Annotated in this window: 29 protein-coding genes; all 29 read right to left on the minus strand. The window is 68.2% G+C overall.

Annotated features, from left to right (window positions below; genetic code table 11):
- Window positions 1-198: 198 nt before the first annotated feature.
- Window positions 199-717 (minus strand): 50S ribosomal protein L17, encoded by a 519-nt coding sequence (gene rplQ / locus IC607_RS00005; RefSeq protein ID WP_191784969.1) that lies wholly within the window; start codon window positions 715-717, stop codon window positions 199-201.
- Between the two features lie 63 nt (window positions 718-780).
- On the minus strand, window positions 781-1,791 hold the full coding sequence (locus IC607_RS00010) for a DNA-directed RNA polymerase subunit alpha (RefSeq protein ID WP_191784970.1): 1,011 nt from the start codon (window positions 1,789-1,791) through the stop codon (window positions 781-783).
- A 133-nt stretch (window positions 1,792-1,924) separates the two neighbouring features.
- Complete coding sequence (gene rpsK / locus IC607_RS00015) at window positions 1,925-2,326, minus strand: 30S ribosomal protein S11 (RefSeq protein ID WP_123370304.1); 402 nt, start codon at window positions 2,324-2,326, stop codon at window positions 1,925-1,927.
- Window positions 2,327-2,391: 65 nt separating this feature from the next.
- Entirely contained in the window at window positions 2,392-2,772 is a 381-nt protein-coding gene (rpsM, locus tag IC607_RS00020) for a 30S ribosomal protein S13 (protein WP_191784971.1), read from the minus strand.
- A gap of 189 nt (window positions 2,773-2,961) precedes the next feature.
- Window positions 2,962-3,075, minus strand: a complete 114-nt coding sequence (gene rpmJ / locus IC607_RS00025) for a 50S ribosomal protein L36 (protein WP_013117849.1) — start codon at window positions 3,073-3,075, stop codon at window positions 2,962-2,964.
- Window positions 3,076-3,142: 67 nt separating this feature from the next.
- Window positions 3,143-3,364, minus strand: coding sequence for a translation initiation factor IF-1 (infA, locus tag IC607_RS00030; RefSeq protein ID WP_013770189.1), 222 nt, complete (start codon window positions 3,362-3,364; stop codon window positions 3,143-3,145).
- A gap of 322 nt (window positions 3,365-3,686) precedes the next feature.
- The gene (gene map / locus IC607_RS00035; protein ID WP_191784972.1) at window positions 3,687-4,532 is read right to left on the minus strand and encodes a type I methionyl aminopeptidase; all 846 of its coding nucleotides are present in this window, start codon (window positions 4,530-4,532) and stop codon (window positions 3,687-3,689) included.
- A gap of 2 nt (window positions 4,533-4,534) precedes the next feature.
- Window positions 4,535-5,113, minus strand: a complete 579-nt coding sequence (locus IC607_RS00040) for an adenylate kinase (protein WP_191784973.1) — start codon at window positions 5,111-5,113, stop codon at window positions 4,535-4,537.
- A complete protein-coding gene (gene secY / locus IC607_RS00045; RefSeq protein WP_191784974.1) occupies window positions 5,110-6,405 on the minus strand; it encodes a preprotein translocase subunit SecY in 1,296 nt (431 codons plus the stop codon). Before secY ends, IC607_RS00040 begins: the two co-directional genes overlap by 4 nt.
- Before the next feature lie 164 nt (window positions 6,406-6,569).
- Window positions 6,570-7,316, minus strand: a complete 747-nt coding sequence (gene rplO, locus IC607_RS00050; RefSeq protein ID WP_191784975.1) for a 50S ribosomal protein L15 — start codon at window positions 7,314-7,316, stop codon at window positions 6,570-6,572.
- A 2-nt stretch (window positions 7,317-7,318) separates the two neighbouring features.
- Window positions 7,319-7,501: a 50S ribosomal protein L30 gene (gene rpmD / locus IC607_RS00055; protein ID WP_029290623.1), complete on the minus strand. Its 183-nt coding sequence runs from the start codon at window positions 7,499-7,501 to the stop codon at window positions 7,319-7,321.
- Window positions 7,501-8,166 (minus strand): 30S ribosomal protein S5, encoded by a 666-nt coding sequence (gene rpsE / locus IC607_RS00060; RefSeq protein ID WP_191784976.1) that lies wholly within the window; start codon window positions 8,164-8,166, stop codon window positions 7,501-7,503. The genes rpmD and rpsE overlap by 1 nt, the downstream gene beginning before the upstream one ends.
- 31 nt (window positions 8,167-8,197) lie before the next feature.
- On the minus strand, window positions 8,198-8,569 hold the full coding sequence (gene rplR, locus IC607_RS00065; RefSeq protein WP_191784977.1) for a 50S ribosomal protein L18: 372 nt from the start codon (window positions 8,567-8,569) through the stop codon (window positions 8,198-8,200).
- Between the two features lie 3 nt (window positions 8,570-8,572).
- Window positions 8,573-9,109 (minus strand): 50S ribosomal protein L6, encoded by a 537-nt coding sequence (rplF, locus tag IC607_RS00070; RefSeq protein WP_191784978.1) that lies wholly within the window; start codon window positions 9,107-9,109, stop codon window positions 8,573-8,575.
- A 25-nt stretch (window positions 9,110-9,134) separates the two neighbouring features.
- Window positions 9,135-9,533, minus strand: a complete 399-nt coding sequence (gene rpsH / locus IC607_RS00075) for a 30S ribosomal protein S8 (protein WP_191784979.1) — start codon at window positions 9,531-9,533, stop codon at window positions 9,135-9,137.
- Between the two features lie 95 nt (window positions 9,534-9,628).
- Window positions 9,629-9,814, minus strand: coding sequence for a type Z 30S ribosomal protein S14 (locus IC607_RS00080; protein WP_028045055.1), 186 nt, complete (start codon window positions 9,812-9,814; stop codon window positions 9,629-9,631).
- A gap of 2 nt (window positions 9,815-9,816) precedes the next feature.
- Window positions 9,817-10,389 (minus strand): 50S ribosomal protein L5, encoded by a 573-nt coding sequence (rplE, locus tag IC607_RS00085; protein ID WP_304516298.1) that lies wholly within the window; start codon window positions 10,387-10,389, stop codon window positions 9,817-9,819.
- Window positions 10,389-10,730, minus strand: coding sequence for a 50S ribosomal protein L24 (gene rplX, locus IC607_RS00090; protein WP_191784980.1), 342 nt, complete (start codon window positions 10,728-10,730; stop codon window positions 10,389-10,391). The genes rplE and rplX overlap by 1 nt, the downstream gene beginning before the upstream one ends.
- A gap of 2 nt (window positions 10,731-10,732) precedes the next feature.
- Window positions 10,733-11,101 (minus strand): 50S ribosomal protein L14, encoded by a 369-nt coding sequence (gene rplN / locus IC607_RS00095; protein WP_191784981.1) that lies wholly within the window; start codon window positions 11,099-11,101, stop codon window positions 10,733-10,735.
- A 149-nt stretch (window positions 11,102-11,250) separates the two neighbouring features.
- A complete protein-coding gene (gene rpsQ, locus IC607_RS00100; RefSeq protein ID WP_191784982.1) occupies window positions 11,251-11,535 on the minus strand; it encodes a 30S ribosomal protein S17 in 285 nt (94 codons plus the stop codon).
- A gap of 7 nt (window positions 11,536-11,542) precedes the next feature.
- Window positions 11,543-11,782, minus strand: coding sequence for a 50S ribosomal protein L29 (gene rpmC, locus IC607_RS00105; protein WP_118767719.1), 240 nt, complete (start codon window positions 11,780-11,782; stop codon window positions 11,543-11,545).
- On the minus strand, window positions 11,782-12,198 hold the full coding sequence (rplP, locus tag IC607_RS00110; RefSeq protein ID WP_191784983.1) for a 50S ribosomal protein L16: 417 nt from the start codon (window positions 12,196-12,198) through the stop codon (window positions 11,782-11,784). The genes rpmC and rplP overlap by 1 nt, the downstream gene beginning before the upstream one ends.
- Before the next feature lie 3 nt (window positions 12,199-12,201).
- Complete coding sequence (gene rpsC, locus IC607_RS00115) at window positions 12,202-13,035, minus strand: 30S ribosomal protein S3 (protein ID WP_191784984.1); 834 nt, start codon at window positions 13,033-13,035, stop codon at window positions 12,202-12,204.
- Window positions 13,035-13,406, minus strand: a complete 372-nt coding sequence (rplV, locus tag IC607_RS00120; protein WP_191784985.1) for a 50S ribosomal protein L22 — start codon at window positions 13,404-13,406, stop codon at window positions 13,035-13,037. The genes rpsC and rplV overlap by 1 nt, the downstream gene beginning before the upstream one ends.
- 52 nt (window positions 13,407-13,458) lie before the next feature.
- Window positions 13,459-13,740 (minus strand): 30S ribosomal protein S19, encoded by a 282-nt coding sequence (rpsS, locus tag IC607_RS00125; RefSeq protein ID WP_028045064.1) that lies wholly within the window; start codon window positions 13,738-13,740, stop codon window positions 13,459-13,461.
- A 12-nt stretch (window positions 13,741-13,752) separates the two neighbouring features.
- Window positions 13,753-14,592, minus strand: a complete 840-nt coding sequence (gene rplB, locus IC607_RS00130) for a 50S ribosomal protein L2 (protein WP_191784986.1) — start codon at window positions 14,590-14,592, stop codon at window positions 13,753-13,755.
- An 18-nt stretch (window positions 14,593-14,610) separates the two neighbouring features.
- Complete coding sequence (rplW, locus tag IC607_RS00135; protein WP_118767715.1) at window positions 14,611-14,913, minus strand: 50S ribosomal protein L23; 303 nt, start codon at window positions 14,911-14,913, stop codon at window positions 14,611-14,613.
- Window positions 14,910-15,569: a 50S ribosomal protein L4 gene (gene rplD, locus IC607_RS00140; RefSeq protein ID WP_191784987.1), complete on the minus strand. Its 660-nt coding sequence runs from the start codon at window positions 15,567-15,569 to the stop codon at window positions 14,910-14,912. Before rplD ends, rplW begins: the two co-directional genes overlap by 4 nt.
- A gap of 5 nt (window positions 15,570-15,574) precedes the next feature.
- Window positions 15,575-16,234, minus strand: a complete 660-nt coding sequence (gene rplC, locus IC607_RS00145; RefSeq protein WP_191784988.1) for a 50S ribosomal protein L3 — start codon at window positions 16,232-16,234, stop codon at window positions 15,575-15,577.
- Between the last annotated feature and the right edge of the window lie 14 nt (window positions 16,235-16,248).

A 16,248-nucleotide genomic window follows, 5' to 3' on the forward strand; every position in this document is an offset into this window, starting at 1 on the left:
CGGTCCTCCCACCGGGGCGCCGGCAATTCGCATGCAAGCCACGAAGGCAGTCACGCTAGGAGTCAGACGCCCCGGTGACAGGACCCAACCACCGCTAAGCGGCACCGTCACCCTGACACTGAGCCTCACGCTACGCCGCGCATGCACGAGGGCCCGGACACCGTGCGGTGTCCGGGCCCTCGTGGGGTGCTGCGGGCGTCAGGCCTTGTCGGCCTCGGTCGCCTCGGCCTCGGTCGCCTCGTCGGCGGACGCCTCCGTGGCGGTCTCCTCGGCCTGGGGCTCCTCGGCCGGCTTGGCCTTGGGCGCCGACTTCTGCGTCGCCTTGGTGGCCTCGCGGACGACGGCCTGCTTCGGCGAGACGGGCTCGAGGACGAGCTCGATCACGGCCATGGGCGCGTTGTCGCCCTTGCGGGGGCCGACCTTCGTGATGCGGGTGTAGCCGCCCTGACGCTCGGCCATGGCGGGCGCGATCTCGGTGAAGAGGACGTGGACGACCTCCTTCTCCTTGATCACGGTCATGACGCGGCGACGAGCGTGCAGGTCGCCGCGCTTGCCGAACGAGATCAGGCGCTCGGCCAGGGGGCGCAGGCGCTTGGCCTTGGCCTCCGTCGTCGTGATGCGGCCGTACTTGAACAGCTGCGTCGCGAGGTTGGCGAGGATCAGGCGCTCGTGCGCCGGTCCGCCACCGAGCCGGGGACCCTTGGTGGGCGTAGGCATGGTCATTCTCCTTGGAAGTTCATCGTCAGTACCGAATCAGTACTGGTCGGTCCTGAGGCTGAATCAGTACTGCTCGTCCTCGACGAAGTCGCCCTCGTCGTCGCCGTAGTAGGCCGCCGTGGTCGGGTCGAAGTCGAGCGGGCTGTCCTTGAGGGACAGGCCCAGCTCGGCAAGCTTCTCCTTGACCTCGGTGATCGACTTGGCGCCGAAGTTGCGGATGTCGAGCAGGTCGGCCTCGGAACGCGCCACGAGCTCACCCACCGAGTGGATGCCCTCACGCTTGAGGCAGTTGTACGACCGGATCGTCAGCTGCAGGTCCTCGATCGGCAGAGCCAGGTCGGCGGCGAGCGCGGCGTCCGTCGGCGACGGACCGATCTCGATGCCCTCGGCCTCGACGTTCAGCTCACGGGCCAGGCCGAAGAGCTCGACCAGCGTCTTGCCGGCCGACGCGAGCGCGTCGCGCGGGCTGATCGCGGCCTTCGTCTCGACGTCGACGATGAGCTTGTCGAAGTCCGTGCGCTGCTCGACACGCGTCGCCTCGACCTTGTAGGTCACCTTGAGGACCGGCGAGTAGATCGAGTCGACCGGGATGCGGCCGATCTCGGCGTCGAACGACTTGTTCTGGTTCGCGGACACGTAGCCGCGGCCCCGCTCGACGGTCAGCTCGATCTCGAGCTTGCCCTTGTCGTTGAGCGTCGCCAGGTGCAGACCCGGGTTGTGGACCTCGACGCCGGCCGGGGGCACGATGTCGGCGGCCGAGACCTCACCAGCACCCTGCTTGCGCAGGTACATCACGACGGGCTCGTCGTTCTCCGAGGAGACGACCAGCTGCTTGATGTTGAGGATGATCTCGGTGACGTCCTCCTTGACCCCGGGCACGGTCGAGAACTCGTGCAGCACGCCGTCGATCCGGATGGACGTGACGGCGGCACCGGGGATGGAGGAGAGCAGCGTACGGCGCAGCGAGTTGCCGAGCGTGTAGCCGAAGCCGGGCTCGAGCGGCTCGATGGAGAAGCGCGAACGGTTCTCCGAGATGACCTCTTCGGTCAGGGTGGGGCGCTGTGCGATCAGCACGGTGTGATTCCTCTCAGCGGGCGTCCGCCATATGACACGCCGCAGGTACTACAGGCCGCCGCGGTCTCGGTCCACCGGGGCGGGACAGGCGAAACCCCCGGGGGCGGCGAAGCCACCCCCGGGGTACGGGTGATCAGACGCGGCGACGCTTCGGCGGGCGGCAGCCGTTGTGCGCCTGGGGCGTCACGTCCTGGATCGAGCCGACCTCGAGGCCGGTCGCCTGCAGCGAACGGATCGCGGTCTCGCGGCCCGAGCCCGGGCCCTTCACGAAGACGTCGACCTTGCGCATGCCGTGCTCCTGCGCACGACGAGCGGCAGCCTCGGCGGCGAGCTGGGCGGCGAAGGGCGTCGACTTGCGCGAGCCCTTGAAGCCGACCTGGCCCGACGACGCCGACGCGATGACGGCGCCCGACGGGTCGGTGATCGAGATGATCGTGTTGTTGAACGTGCTCTTGATGTGCGCCTGGCCGTGGGAGACGTTCTTCTTCTCCTTGCGGCGCGGCTTGCGCACGGCGGAACGGGTCTTGGGAGGCATGTCTTCTTCTCTCTACAGGATCGAGGGTCCGGCTGCGCGGACGGTGCGCGCTGCGGCGGACAGGGCTACTTGCGCCCGGCCTTCTTCTTGCCGGCCACGGTGCGCTTGGGGCCCTTGCGGGTACGCGCGTTGGTCTTGGTGCGCTGACCGCGCACCGGCAGGCCGCGGCGGTGACGCAGGCCCTCGTAGCAGCCGATCTCGACCTTGCGGCGGATGTCGGCGGCGACCTCACGGCGGAGGTCACCCTCGAGCTTGAAGCTGGCCTCGAGGTAGTCGCGCAGGGCGACGAGCTCGGTGTCGCCCATGTCCTTCACGCGAAGGTCACCGGAGATGCCGGTGGCGGCGAGGGTCTGCTTGGCGCGGGTGCGGCCGACCCCGTAGATGTAGGTGAGCGCGATCTCCAGCCGCTTCTCGCGGGGGAGGTCCACTCCGATAAGACGTGCCATGTGCCTGGTGGCTCCTGAACTGCGTCGGAGGTCTTCCGCACCATCTCCCCGCTGACTGCGGGCCCCGGCCTCCGACCGAGGGTTCGCCGGTCCGGCCCTGCGGGCCGGTTCCGGAGTGGTGGTGCGCTGTGCCGACCCCGTGGGGTCGTCGTACTGCGGGTGGAGCGAGACGCCGTGAGCGTCAGGGCATCAGCCCTGGCGCTGCTTGTGGCGCAGGTTCTCGCAGATCACCTGGACGCGACCGTGCCGGCGGATCACCTTGCACTTGTCGCAGATCTTCTTGACGCTGGGCTTGACCTTCATCGCGTGTTCCTCCGCCGCCGTTTCGTTCCCCGGTGCACGGGGACATGACGGCGTGTTGATGTGGTGATTACTTGTAGCGGTAGACGATGCGACCGCGGGACAGGTCGTACGGGCTGAGCTCCACCACCACGCGGTCCTCGGGGAGGATCCGGATGTAGTGCTGCCGCATCTTGCCCGAGATGTGCGCGAGAACCTTGTGGCCGTTCGTGAGCTCCACCCGGAACATCGCGTTGGGGAGCGCCTCGACGACACTTCCCTCGATCTCGATGACGCCGTCCTTCTTCGCCATGTCCTCCGCTAACTGTCGGTCTTCTGGAACAACCCACGGCGACCGCGAACGACCGGCGACTGCCGACCGATGGCGGACGTACGTGGGGAGCGGGTGCTGATGCCGTTCGACCGGACACCCGCTCGGTCGCAGACCGGCTCGGCATCGGATGACTGACAGGGCGCACACACCCAACGGACAACTGTACGCCATCACTCCCAGCAGACGAAACCGGCTCGGACGTGACGTGCGGGACATCCGCGCCGCTCGGTGCGCGCGGACGCGCACGCCCCGGTCGGATGTCACCCCGGCGTCACGTCCGCCCACGGCGGGCAGGAGCTGGTCAGCCGAGCGGGGCGACCTGCACGCCGAGCGCGGCCAGCGCCTCGGCTCCACCGTCGGGCGAGGTCAGCACCCAGATGCCGCCCTCGTGGAGCGCAACGGTGTGCTCCCAGTGCGCCGCGCGGGACCCGTCCCGCGTCACGACCGTCCAGTCGTCCTCGAGGACGTCGCTCTCCTGCTCGCCACGGACGAGCATGGGCTCGACGGCGAGGCACATCCCCGGCCGCAGGCGTGGACCACGGTCTCGGGTCCGGTAGTTCAGGACGTCGGGCGGCTGGTGCATCTGCGTCCCGATCCCATGCCCGACGTAGTCCTCGACGATCCCGTACCGCACGCCTGCGTTGAGACCCGCTTCGTGCGCGGCGTCGACGACGTCCTCGACGGCCTCCCCCACCACACCGAGCCTGTCGGCCGTGGCGAGGGCGGCGATGCCGGCCCACATGGCGGCCTGGGTGGTGGCGACGAGCGCATCGTCACCGTCGTCGACCGCCCCGGGCACCACCATCGAGAACGCGGCGTCACCATGCCAGCCGTCGACGACCGCACCGAAGTCGACCGAGACGACGTCCCCGGCTGCCAGCTCGCGTTCGCCGGGGATGCCGTGCACGACCTCGTCGTTCACCGACACGCACAAGACCGCCGGGTAGTCGTGGTAGCCGAGGAAGGACGAGCCCGCGCCGGCCTCGGCCAGGACGCCCGCCGCGACGGCGTCGAGCTCCGCGGTCGTCACGCCGACGGCGACCGCCGCGCGCACCGCCGCGTGAGCGTCGGCCACGACGAGTCCGGCCCGCCGCATGAGCAGCATCTGCTCGGGCGACTTGAGCTCGATCCGTTCCCGGCCGAACATCGTCAGCGCGCAGCCGTGCCGATCACCGCGAGCAGCCGCTCAGTGACCTCGTCGACCTCACCCAGGCCGTCAACCTGCGCGAGCAGGTCGCGCTCGGCGTAGACCGCCGAGATCGGCGCGGTCTGCTCGGCGTACACGTCGAGCCGGTGGCGGATGACGTCCGCCGTGTCGTCCTCGCGTCCCTCGATCTCGGCGCGCTTGATCAACCGCTCGGTCACGACCTCCGGGTCCGCCGTGATCTCGACCGCGAGGTCGAGCGAGAGACCGGCGTCGGCGAGGATCGTGTCCAGCTCCGCGACCTGAGCCACGTTGCGCGGGTAGCCGTCGAGCAGGAACCCCTCGGCCGCGTCCGCCTCGGCGAGCCGGTCGCGCACCATGGCGTTCGTGACCTCGTCGGGCACCAGGGCACCACGCGAGGAGTACGACTGGGCGAGCTTGCCCAGCTCCGTGCCGCCCTTGATGTTGGCGCGGAAGATGTCGCCCGTCGAGATGGCCGGCACGCCCAGGCGCTCGGCGAGCCGTGCGGCCTGGGTGCCCTTGCCCGCTCCGGGAGGACCGAGGAGGACCAGACGCGCGCTCACCGGAGGAACCCTTCGTAGTGCCGCTGCTCGAGCTGCGACTGGATCTGCTTGACCGTCTCGAGGCCGACGCCGACGACGATGAGGATCGACGAGCCACCGAACGGGATGTTGTTGCCGACGCCCAGCACGATGAACGTGATCGTGGGGATCAGCGCGACGAGCGCCAGGTAGATCGAGCCGGGCGCGGTGATGCGCGAGATGACGTAGTTCAGGTAGTCCGCCGTGGGGCGCCCCGCGCGGATGCCGGGGATGAAGCCGCCGTACTTCTTCATGTTGTCGGCGACCTCGTCCGGGTTGAACGTGATGGCCGTGTAGAAGTAGCAGAAGAAGATGATCAGGACGACGTAGATCGCCAGGTGCAGCGGCGCGCTCGTGCTCGCCAGGTTCAGGGAGACCCAGCGGACCCACTCGGAGTTCTGGTCACCGAACTGGGCGATCAGCGCGGGCACCTGCAGCAGCGACGACGCGAAGATCACCGGGATGACGCCCGCCATGTTGATCTTGATCGGGATGTACGTGCTGGAGCCGCCGTACATGCGCCGCCCCACCATCCGCTTCGCGTACTGGACCGGGATGCGGCGCTGGCTCTGCTCGACGAACACGACGAGCCCGATGACGAGGATGATGATCGCCATCACGACGATGAACTTGCTGACACCGTTGTTCGAGCCGGCGATCGACCACATGTTGCCCGGGAAGCTCGCGGCGATCGAGGTGAAGATCAGCAGCGACATGCCGTTGCCGACACCGCGCTCGGTGATGAGCTCGCCGAGCCACATGATCAGGCCCGTACCGGCGGTCATGGTGATGACCATGATCAGCAGCGTGACCCACGAGTCGTCGGGGATCACGTCGAAGGAGCAGCCCTGGAACAGGTTGCCGCTGCGCGCGATCGTGATGATCGTCGTCGACTGCAGGATCGCCAGGCCGATCGTCAGGTACCGCGTGTACTGCGTGAGCTTCGCGGTGCCCGACTGCCCCTCCTTGTGGAGCTCCTCGAACTTGGGGATCACCACGCGCAGCAGCTGGACGATGATGCTCGCCGTGATGTACGGCATGATCCCGAGCGCGAAGACGGACAGGTGCAGCAGCGCACCACCGCTGAAGAGGTTGACCAACCCCAGCAGGTTGCTGTCCGCCGTCGCGTCGATGCACTTCTGGACGTTCGGGTAGGACACCCCCGGCGTCGGCAGGAAGGAGCCGAAGCGGAACACGACCATGATCCCGATCGTGAAGAGCAGCTTCCGCCGCAGGTCGGGCGTCCTGAACGCCCGCACGAATGCGCCTAGCACCTGATCCTCCTGTACCGCTGTCGCGGCAGTTCGTGCGACCGGGTCGTTCCGGCCGCGTCGCCCGGCTGTCGCACAGGCACCCGGGGCACCCTAGCCGATCGAGGTCGAGATACGGAACGAGGCCGGTGGGCGTGAGAACGCACCACCGGCCTCGTACCGGTTTGTCAGTCCTGCGAGACGCTGCCGCCGGCAGCGACGATCTTGTCCTTCGCCGACGCCGAGAAGGCGTCCACGGCGACGGAGACCTTGACCGTCAGCTCACCGGTGCCGAGCACCTTGACGGGCTGGCCCTTGCGGACCGCACCCTTGGCCACCAGGTCGGCGACCGTCACGTCGCCACCGTCGGGGTACAGCGCCGAGAGCTTGTCCAGGTTGACGACCTGGTACTCGACGCGGAACGGGTTCTTGAAGCCACGAAGCTTGGGCAGACGCATGTGCAGCGGCATCTGACCACCCTCGAAGCGGGTGGGGACCTGGTAACGGGCCTTCGTACCCTTGGTACCGCGACCGGCCGTCTTACCCTTCGACGCCTCACCACGACCCACGCGGGTCTTGGCGGTCTTGGCGCCGGGGGCCGGACGCAGGTGGTGCACCTTGAGGGTGCCACCGTTGCCGGGCACAGCAGCCGCCTCGGCAGCCGCGACCGCGGCAGCCGACTTCTCGGCCTTCGGCGCAGCGGCCGTGGCCTTCTTGGCGGCGGGCTTCTTGGCGGCAGGCTTCTCGGCCGACTCGCTCGCAGCCTCGGACTTGGCCGAGGTCTTGCTCGCAGCCGGCTTCTTCGCAGCCGTCGTCTTCGCAGCAGCCTTGGGGGCCGCAGCCTCCGAGGCAGCAGCCTTCTTTGCCGGAGCCTTCTTGGCGGTCGCCTTGGGGGCGTCCTCCGTGGACTCCGTGGCCTTCTTGTCGTCAGCCATGGTCACTCGACCTCCTCGACCGCGACCAGGTGCTGCACGGTCCGGACCATGCCGCGGATCTCAGGACGGTCCTCCTTGACGACGACGTCGCCGATCCGCTTGAGGCCCAGGGTGCGCAGCGTGTCGCGCTGGTTCTGCTTGCCACCGATGCCGGACTTCTTCTGGGTCACCTTGAGACGGGCCATCACGCACCCACCTTCTCGGCAGCCTTCGCCCGACCCTCGGCCTGGGCGCGCAGGAGCGCGGCCGGGACGACGTGCTCGACCGGCAGGCCACGACGAGCGGCCACAGCCTCGGGCTGCTCGAGGCCACGCAGGGCCTCGACCGTCGCGTGCACGATGTTGATCGCGTTCGACGAGCCGAGCGACTTGCTCAGGACGTCGTGGATGCCGGCGCACTCCAGGACGGCGCGCACGGGACCACCGGCGATCACACCGGTACCCGGCGACGCCGGACGCAGGAACACGACACCGGCAGCGGCCTCACCCTGGATGGGGTGCGGGATGGTGCCCTGGATGCGGGGGACGCGGAAGAAGTTCTTCTTCGCCTCCTCGACGCCCTTGGCGATCGCCGCGGGCACCTCCTTGGCCTTGCCGTAGCCGACACCGACGGTCCCGTCGCCGTCGCCCACCACGACGAGCGCGGTGAAGCTGAAGCGGCGGCCGCCCTTGACGACCTTCGAGACACGGTTGATCGTCACGACGCGCTCGAGGAACGCGCTCTTCTCTGCGGCGTCGCGGCCTCCGCGGCCGCCGCCGTCGCGGCCACGACCGCCGTCGCGACGGTCACCGCCGCCCGTCCCGGTGCCGCCCGCGGGCGCCCCGGTGTTGCTGCGCTGAGGAGCAGCCATCAGTGAGTCCTCTTCTTCCGGTTCGTCGTCGTCACAGCGCCAGACCACCCTCGCGGGCACCGTCGGCCACCGCGGCCACCCGGCCGTGGTACTTGTTGCCGCCGCGGTCGAAGACGACCGCGTCGATGCCTGCTGCCTTGGCGCGGTCGGCGATGAGCTCGCCGACCTTCTTCGCCTTGGCGGTCTTGTCGCCGTCCGCGGTCCGCAGGCTCGCCTCGAGGGTCGAGGCCGAGACCACGGTCTGCCCGATGCCGTCGTCGACGACCTGAGCGGTGATGTGGCGCGCGGAGCGCGTCACGACGAGACGGGGGCGCGTGGCCGAACCCTGAACCTTCTTGCGAAGACGCAGGTGACGACGCTGGCGCGCCTTCCGCTTGCCCTTGCCGATGATCTTGATCGCCATGGCTTACTTACCGGCCTTTCCGACCTTGCGGCGCACGTTCTCGCCCGCGTACCGCACGCCCTTGCCCTTGTACGGCTCAGGCTTGCGGATCTTGCGGATGTTCGCTGCGACCTCGCCGACCTGCTGCTTGTCGATGCCCTGCACCGAGAAGCGCGTCGGGGCCTCGACCACGAAGGTGATGCCCTCGGGCGGGGAGACGACGACGGGGTGGCTGAAGCCGAGGGCGAACTCGAGGTCCGAACCCTTGGCGACGACTCGGTAACCCGTGCCGACGATCTCCAGCTTCTTGACGTAGCCCTCGGTCACGCCGGTGACGAGGTTCGCCAGCAGCGTGCGGGTCAGGCCGTGCAGCGAGCGCGACGCGCGCTCGTCGTCAGGACGCGAGACGACGAGGGTGCCGTCCTCGTTCTTGACCTCGATGGGGGCGGCGACCGTGTGCGCGAGGGTGCCCTTGGGGCCCTTCACCGTCACGACGGCTCCGTTGATGTTGACATCCACGCCGGCCGGGACCGGGACGGGGATTCTGCCGATACGAGACATTGGCTAGCTCCTTTCCGTCTCGGGATTACCAGACGTAGGCGAGGACTTCCCCACCCACGCCCTTCTTGGCGGCCTGCTTGTCGGTGAGGAGACCGGAGGACGTGGACAGGATCGCCACGCCCAGGCCGCCGAGCACCTTGGGCAGGTTGGTGGACTTGGCGTAGACGCGCAGGCCCGGCTTGGACACGCGCTTGACGCCGGCGAGCGCACGCTCGCGGTTGGGGCCGTACTTCAGCTCGATGACGAGGTTCTGGCCAACAGTGGCCTCCTCGACCTTCCAGCCGACGATGTACCCCTCGGCCTGAAGGATCTCCGCGATGTGCGACTTCAACTTCGAGAACGGGATCGAGACCTCGTCGTGGTGCGCCGAGTTCGCGTTCCGCAGCCGCGTGAGCAGGTCTGCGATCGGGTCGGTCATGGTCATGGGGGCTTCCGCCCTTTCTCGCCGGGGTATCCCGGCCCGCTCTGCGCTGTGCAGGGAGCTGGCCGGGACCTACCGACGCTCGTACTACTGAGTGATTACCAGCTGCTCTTGGTGACGCCGGGGAGCTCGCCGCGGTGGGCCATCTCCCGCACGCAGATCCGGCACAGGCCGAACTTGCGGTACACCGAGTGCGGACGGCCGCAGCGCTGGCAGCGCGTGTAGCCGCGAACCGCGAACTTGGGCTTCGCAGCCGCCTTGTTCTTCAGAGCGGTCTTCGCCATGGTCAGTTCTCCTTGAACGGGAAGCCGAGGAGCTTGAGGAAAGCGCGACCCTCGTCGTCCGTGTCAGCGGTGGTGACGATCGTGATGTCCATACCGCGGACACGGTCGATCTTGTCCTGGTCGATCTCGTGGAACATCGACTGCTCCGTGAGGCCGAACGTGTAGTTGCCGTGGCCGTCGAACTGCTTGGGCGACAGGCCGCGGAAGTCACGGATGCGCGGGAGCGCGGTCGACAGCAGTCGGTCCAGGAACTCCCAGGCACGGTCGCCGCGCAGCGTGACGTGGGCGCCGATCGGCATGCCCTCGCGCAGCTTGAACTGGGCGATCGACTTGCGGGCCTTGGTGACCTGCGGCTTCTGGCCCGTGATCTGGGTGAGGTCGCGGATAGCGCCCTCGATCAGCTTCGAGTCCTTGGCGGCGTCACCGACACCCATGTTGACGACGACCTTGACCAGCCGCGCGACCTGGTTGATGTTCGCGTGGCCGAAGTCCTTGAACAGGGCCGGCTTGATCTCGTCGTTGTACTTGGTCTTGAGGCGCGGCAGGGCCGGGGCCTCGAGAGTCGTCTCGGTCATCAGACGTCCTTCCCGGAGCGCTTGGCGACGCGAACGCGAACGTTGCGCGTGCGGCCGTCACGCTCGACCTGCTCGGTGCGGTAGCCGACGCGAGTGCCCTTCTTGGTCTCCGGGTCCACGAGCATCACGTTGCTGATGTGGATGGGAGCCTCGACGGTCTCGATGCCACCGGTGCGCGTTCCGCGCTGGGTCTGGCCGGCCTTGACGTGCTTCTGCACGCGCTGGACGCCCTCGACGACGACGCGCTGCGTCTCCGTGAGCACCTCGAGCACGCGGCCCTGGCGGCCCTTGTCACGGCCGGAGATGACGACGACGAGGTCGCCCTTCTTGATCTTCGCCATGATCAGATCACCTCCGGTGCCAGCGAGATGATCTTCATGAACTTCTTGTCGCGCAGCTCGCGGCCCACGGGGCCGAAGATGCGCGTGCCACGGGGCTCGCCGTCGCTCTTGAGGATCACTGCGGCGTTCTCGTCGAACTTGATGTACGAACCGTCGGGCCGGCGCCGCTCCTTGCGGGTGCGCACGATGACGGCCTTGACGACGTCGCCCTTCTTGACGTTGCCGCCGGGGATCGCGTCCTTGACGGTGGCGACGATGACGTCGCCGATTCCGGCGTAACGGCGGCCCGAGCCACCGAGAACACGGATGCAGAGAATCTCCTTGGCACCCGTGTTGTCGGCGACGCGCAGTCGCGTCTCCTGCTGGATCATCTACCTACTCCTGTCGTCTGGCGGGTTCTGCGCCGCGCTTCTCGCGAGCAGCCTGGCCGAACGGATAGTTGCCGTGATGCACACGTCGCGGCGGGGACCTTCTTGCGTCGGCCCCCGCCGCCCGTGGGCAACTTGGGGTGGTGCTGGGCTTACTTGGCCTTCTCGAGGACCTCGACCAGACGCCACCGCTTGGTGGCGGAGAGCGGCCGCGTCTCCATGATCAGCACGAGGTCGCCCACGCCCGCCGAGCCCTGCTCGTCGTGCGCCTTGACCTTGCTGGTGCGTCGGATGACCTTGCCGTAGAGCGGGTGCTTGACCCGGTCCTCGACCTCGACCACGACGGTCTTGTCCATCTTGTCGCTCACGACGTAGCCCCGACGCGTCTTGCGGTACGCGCGGTGCTCGGCCGTGGCGGTGGTGTGCTTGTCGTTCATGTCAGCCTCACTCGCTCGCGGTCGGAGCGGTACGGATGCCGAGCTCACGCTCGCGCAGGATCGTGTAGATCCGGGCGATGTCGCGGCGCACGGCCTTGAGCCGCCCGTGGCTCTCGAGCTGACCGGTGGCCGACTGGAAGCGGAGGTTGAAAAGCTCCTCCTTGGACTTCTTCAGCTCGGCAACCAGCTTCTCGTCGTCAAAGGCGTCGAGCTCGGTGGGAGCCAGGTCCTTGGTTCCGATAGTCATCAGTTACCACCCTCGCGAACCACAAAACGGGTCTTCATGGGGAGCTTGTGCTGCGCGCGACGCATGGCCTCGCGGGCGAGCTCCTCCGGGACGCCGGCGAGCTCGAACATCACTCGGCCGGGCTTGACGTTGGCGATCCACCACTCGGGGGAACCCTTACCGGAACCCATGCGGGTCTCGGCGGGCTTCTTGGTGAGCGGACGGTCCGGGTAGATGTTGATCCAGACCTTGCCGCCACGCTTGATGTGGCGGGTCATCGCGATACGAGCAGCCTCGATCTGACGGTTGGTGACGTAGGCGGGCTCGAGGGCCTGGATGCCGTACTCACCGAACGTGATCGACGTACCACCGGTCGCGGCGCCGGAGCGCCCGGGGTGGTGCTGCTTGCGGTGCTTCAGCCTGCGCGGGATAAGCACGGCTCAGGCCTCCGTTCCGGACTCGGGGGTCGCCTCGGGGTTGGCCTCGACGGCACCCTCGGCCGCGGGGGCCTCAGTGCGCTCACGACGAGGGCCACCGGCACGGGGACCGCGGTCTCCACCGCGCTCGCCGCGGTCACCACGCGGGCCGCGCGACGGACGAGGAGCCTGCGTCGCCTGCTCGCGGGCGAACTCCTTCTCCGTCATGTCGCCCTTGTAGATCCAGACCTTGACACCGATGCGACCGAAGGTGGTACGGGCCTCGAAGAACCCGTAGTCGATGTTCGCGCGCAGCGTGTGCAGCGGCACACGACCCTCGCGGTAGAACTCCGTCCGGCTCATCTCCGCGCCACCGAGGCGGCCGGAGACCTGCACGCGGATGCCCTTGGCGCCGGCGCGCTGCGCCGACTGGATGCCCTTGCGCATGGCGCGACGGAACGAGACACGGCTCGCCAGCTGCTCGGCGATGCCCTGGGCGACCAGCTGGGCCTCGATCTCGGCGTTCTTGACCTCGAGGATGTTCAGCTGGACCTGCTTGCCCGTGAGCTTCTCGAGCTCGCCACGGATGCGGTCGGCCTCCGCGCCACGACGCCCGATGACGATGCCCGGGCGGGCGGTGTGGATGTCGACGCGAACGCGGTCACGCGTGCGCTCGATCTCGACCTTGGCGATGCCCGCACGCTCGAGGCCGGTGCCCATGAGCTTACGGATCTGCACGTCCTCGCGGACGTAGTCGCGGTAGCGCTGACCCGGCTTGGTCGAGTCGGCGAACCACCGCGAACGGTGATCGGTGGTGATGCCCAGGCGATACCCGAGCGGGTTGACCTTCTGTCCCACTATCGGGTCCGTCCCTTCGTGCTCTGGCGCTCGCTGACGACCACGGTGATGTGGCTCGAACGCTTGAGGATCTGGCTCGCACGGCCCTGCGCCCGGGGGCGGAACCGCTTGAGGGTGGGCCCCTCGTCGACGAAGACCTCGGAGATGTAGAGGTCCGCCTCGTCGAGGCGCTCACTGTTGCGCTTGGCACCCTCGACCGCGTTCGCGATCGCGGACTGCACCGTCTTGAGGACGGGCTCCGCTGCAGACTGCGGTGCGAACTTCAGCACCGCGACGGCCTCGCCGGCCTGCTTGCCACGGATGAGGTCCACGACGCGCCGGGCCTTCTGGGGAGTGACGCGGACGAACCGCGCGCTCGCCTTGGCTTCCATTGCTGTCCTGCTCTCTTGTCTCTGCCGCTCGGGCGTCACCTGCTGACCGGGGTCAGCGGCGACGGCCCTTACGGTCGTCCTTCTCGTGGCCGCGGAACGTCCGCGTCGGGGCGAACTCGCCGAGCTTGTGCCCGACCATCGACTCCGTCACGAACACCGGGGTGTGCTTGCGTCCGTCGTGCACGGCAAAGGTGTGGCCGAGGAAGTCCGGGGTGATCACCGAACGGCGCGACCACGTCTTGATGACGTTCTTCGTGCCGGCCGTGTTCTGGACATCGACCTTCTTCTGCAGGTGACCGTCGACGAACGGGCCCTTCTTCAGGCTACGTGGCATCTCAGGCTCCTATCAGCGCTTGTTCTTGCCGGTGCGCCGACGGCGCACGATGAGCTTGTCGCTCGGCTTGTTCGGACGGCGGGTACGACCCTCCGACTGGCCCCACGGGCTGACGGGGTGACGTCCACCGGACGTCTTGCCCTCGCCACCACCGTGCGGGTGGTCGATCGGGTTCATGGCGACACCACGGACGGAGGGGCGCTTGCCCTTCCAGCGCATGCGGCCGGCCTTGCCCCAGTTGATGTTCGACTGCTCGGCGTTGCCCACCTCGCCGACCGTCGCGCGGCAGCGCAGGTCGACGTTGCGGATCTCACCGGACGGCAGACGCAGCTGGGCGTAGGGGCCGTCCTTGGCGACGAGCTGCACGGACGCACCAGCCGAGCGGGCGATCTTCGCGCCGCCACCGGGCTTCAGCTCGATGGCGTGGATGACCGTACCGGTCGGGATGTTGCGCAGCGGCAGGTTGTTGCCGGGCTTGATGTCGGCGCCGGGGCCGTTCTCGATGACGTCACCCTGCGACAGCTTGTTCGGCGCGATGATGTAGCGCTTCTCGCCGTCCGCGTAGTGCAGGAGCGCGATGCGCGCCGTGCGGTTGGGGTCGTACTCGATGTGCGCGACCTTGGCCGGCACGCCGTCCTTGTCGTGACGACGGAAGTCGATGACGCGGTACGCACGCTTGTGACCGCCACCCTTGTGACGGGTGGTGATGCGGCCGGTGGAGTTGCGGCCACCGGTCTTGTGCAGCGGGCGGACCAGCGACTTCTCCGGCGTGGAGCGCGTGATCTCAGCGAAGTCGGCGACCGACGAGCCGCGACGGCCCGGGGTAGTCGGCTTGTACTTACGGATTCCCATGAGTTCTCAGTCCTTCGATCAGCCGACCGGACCGCCGAAGATGTCGATCGTTCCCTCGCGGAGGGTGACGATCGCACGCTTCGTGTCCTTGCGGCGGCCGGTGCCGAAACGGGTCCGACGGGACTTGCCCTGTCGGTTCGCGGTGTTGACCGAGTCGACCTTGACGCCGAAGACCTGCTCGACAGCGATCTTGATCTCAGTCTTGTTGGCACGCGGGTCGACGAGGAAGGTGTACTTCCCCTCGTCCAGCAGGCCGTAGCTCTTCTCCGACACGACGGGGGCGAGCAGGATGTCGCGCGGGTTCTTCCCGAGGTCGCTCACTTGGACTCCTCCTTCGCGCCCTTGACGGGGCCAGCGAGGAACGCGTCGAGCGCGCCCTGCGTGAAGACGACGTCATCCGAGATGAGCACGTCGTACGTGTTGAGCTGGTCGGCGACGAGCAGGTGGACCCGCTCGACGTTGCGCAGCGACTTCCACGTGATCTCGTCCGAACGCTCGACGACGACCAGCACGTTCTTGCGACCCGAGAGGTTCTCGAGCACGGCCAGAGCGGACTTCGTCGACGGCGCGGTCCCGGGCGCGAAGCCCGACACCACGTGGACGCGACCGGCGCGGGCGCGGTCCGAGAGAGCACCACGGAGCGCCGCGGCCTTCATCTTCTTGGGCGTGCGCTGGCTGTAGTCACGCGGCGTGGGGCCGTGGACGACGCCACCACCGGCGAACTGGGGCGCACGGGTCGAACCCTGGCGGGCGCGGCCGGTGCCCTTCTGCTTGTACGGCTTGCGGCCGCCACCACGGACCTCGCCACGAGACTTCGTGTCGTGCGTGCCCTGGCGAGCCGCCGCGAGCTGCGCGACGACGACCTGGTGGATCAGCGGAACATTGGTCTGCACGTCGAAGACGTCGGCGGGAAGCTCGGCCTGGCCGGCCTTCGCACCCTTCGCGTCCAGGACGTCGACGGTCAGCGTGTCACTCATCGTGTTCACGCACCCTTCGCAGCGGAACGCACGACGACGACGCCACCCTTGGGGCCGGGAACGGCACCCTTGACGAGGATCAGGCCCCGCTCGGCGTCGACCGCGTGCACGGTCAGGTTCTGGGTGGTCTGGCGGGCGACGCCCATCCGACCGGCCATCTTGATGCCCTTGAACACGCGCGACGGCGTCGATGCGCCACCGATCGAGCCGGGCTTGCGGTGGTTCTTGTGCGCACCGTGGGACGCGCCGACTCCGTGGAAGCCGTGGCGCTTCATGACACCGGCGGTGCCCTTGCCCTTGGTGGTGCCGATGACGTCGACGATCTGGCCGGCCTCGAAGGCCGCCGCGGTGATCTCCTGACCGAGCGCGAACTCGGCAGCGTCGGACGTACGGATCTCGGCCACGTGCCGGCGCGGGGTGACCCCGGCCTTCTCGAAGTGGCCCTTCAGCGGCTTGGTGACCTTGCGGGGGTCGATCTGGCCGTAGGCCAGCTGGACCGCAGCGTAGCCGTCAGCGTCAGCGGAGCGCACCTGGGTGACGACGTTCGTACCGACCTCGACGACCGTCACCGGGACGAGGCGACCGGCCTCGTCCCAGAGCTGGGTCATGCCGAGCTTGCGGCCGAGCAGTGCCTTCACGGGGCGCTCGTTCTGCTGGGTAACCATAGAAATCAGTTCCT

The organism is Cellulomonas sp. JH27-2 (genome assembly GCF_014837175.1).
Classification (GTDB): domain Bacteria; phylum Actinomycetota; class Actinomycetes; order Actinomycetales; family Cellulomonadaceae; genus Cellulomonas.

What these genes read in the sequence shown, in the direction of transcription:
- rplQ (WP_191784969.1), bottom strand. Translation starts at nt 717, where the DNA reads ATGCCTACGCCCACCAAGGGTCCCCGGCTCGGTGGCGGACCGGCGCAC.
- rpsK (WP_123370304.1), bottom strand. Translation starts at nt 2,326, where the DNA reads ATGCCTCCCAAGACCCGTTCCGCCGTGCGCAAGCCGCGCCGCAAGGAG.
- rpsM (WP_191784971.1), bottom strand. Translation starts at nt 2,772, where the DNA reads ATGGCACGTCTTATCGGAGTGGACCTCCCCCGCGAGAAGCGGCTGGAG.
- rpmJ (WP_013117849.1), bottom strand. Translation starts at nt 3,075, where the DNA reads ATGAAGGTCAAGCCCAGCGTCAAGAAGATCTGCGACAAGTGCAAGGTG.
- infA (WP_013770189.1), bottom strand. Translation starts at nt 3,364, where the DNA reads ATGGCGAAGAAGGACGGCGTCATCGAGATCGAGGGAAGTGTCGTCGAG.
- map (WP_191784972.1), bottom strand. Translation starts at nt 4,532, where the DNA reads ATGTTCGGCCGGGAACGGATCGAGCTCAAGTCGCCCGAGCAGATGCTG.
- rplO (WP_191784975.1), bottom strand. Translation starts at nt 7,316, where the DNA reads ATGGCTGACGACAAGAAGGCCACGGAGTCCACGGAGGACGCCCCCAAG.
- rpmD (WP_029290623.1), bottom strand. Translation starts at nt 7,501, where the DNA reads ATGGCCCGTCTCAAGGTGACCCAGAAGAAGTCCGGCATCGGTGGCAAG.
- rpsE (WP_191784976.1), bottom strand. Translation starts at nt 8,166, where the DNA reads ATGGCTGCTCCTCAGCGCAGCAACACCGGGGCGCCCGCGGGCGGCACC.
- rplR (WP_191784977.1), bottom strand. Translation starts at nt 8,569, where the DNA reads ATGGCGATCAAGATCATCGGCAAGGGCAAGCGGAAGGCGCGCCAGCGT.
- rplF (WP_191784978.1), bottom strand. Translation starts at nt 9,109, where the DNA reads ATGTCTCGTATCGGCAGAATCCCCGTCCCGGTCCCGGCCGGCGTGGAT.
- rpsH (WP_191784979.1), bottom strand. Translation starts at nt 9,533, where the DNA reads ATGACCATGACCGACCCGATCGCAGACCTGCTCACGCGGCTGCGGAAC.
- IC607_RS00080 (WP_028045055.1), bottom strand. Translation starts at nt 9,814, where the DNA reads ATGGCGAAGACCGCTCTGAAGAACAAGGCGGCTGCGAAGCCCAAGTTC.
- rplE (WP_304516298.1), bottom strand. Translation starts at nt 10,389, where the DNA reads ATGACCGAGACGACTCTCGAGGCCCCGGCCCTGCCGCGCCTCAAGACC.
- rplX (WP_191784980.1), bottom strand. Translation starts at nt 10,730, where the DNA reads ATGGCGAAGATCAAGAAGGGCGACCTCGTCGTCGTCATCTCCGGCCGT.
- rplN (WP_191784981.1), bottom strand. Translation starts at nt 11,101, where the DNA reads ATGATCCAGCAGGAGACGCGACTGCGCGTCGCCGACAACACGGGTGCC.
- rpsQ (WP_191784982.1), bottom strand. Translation starts at nt 11,535, where the DNA reads ATGAACGACAAGCACACCACCGCCACGGCCGAGCACCGCGCGTACCGC.
- rpmC (WP_118767719.1), bottom strand. Translation starts at nt 11,782, where the DNA reads ATGACTATCGGAACCAAGGACCTGGCTCCCACCGAGCTCGACGCCTTT.
- rplV (WP_191784985.1), bottom strand. Translation starts at nt 13,406, where the DNA reads ATGGAAGCCAAGGCGAGCGCGCGGTTCGTCCGCGTCACTCCCCAGAAG.
- rpsS (WP_028045064.1), bottom strand. Translation starts at nt 13,740, where the DNA reads ATGCCACGTAGCCTGAAGAAGGGCCCGTTCGTCGACGGTCACCTGCAG.
- rplB (WP_191784986.1), bottom strand. Translation starts at nt 14,592, where the DNA reads ATGGGAATCCGTAAGTACAAGCCGACTACCCCGGGCCGTCGCGGCTCG.
- rplD (WP_191784987.1), bottom strand. Translation starts at nt 15,569, where the DNA reads ATGAGTGACACGCTGACCGTCGACGTCCTGGACGCGAAGGGTGCGAAG.
- rplC (WP_191784988.1), bottom strand. Translation starts at nt 16,234, where the DNA reads ATGGTTACCCAGCAGAACGAGCGCCCCGTGAAGGCACTGCTCGGCCGC.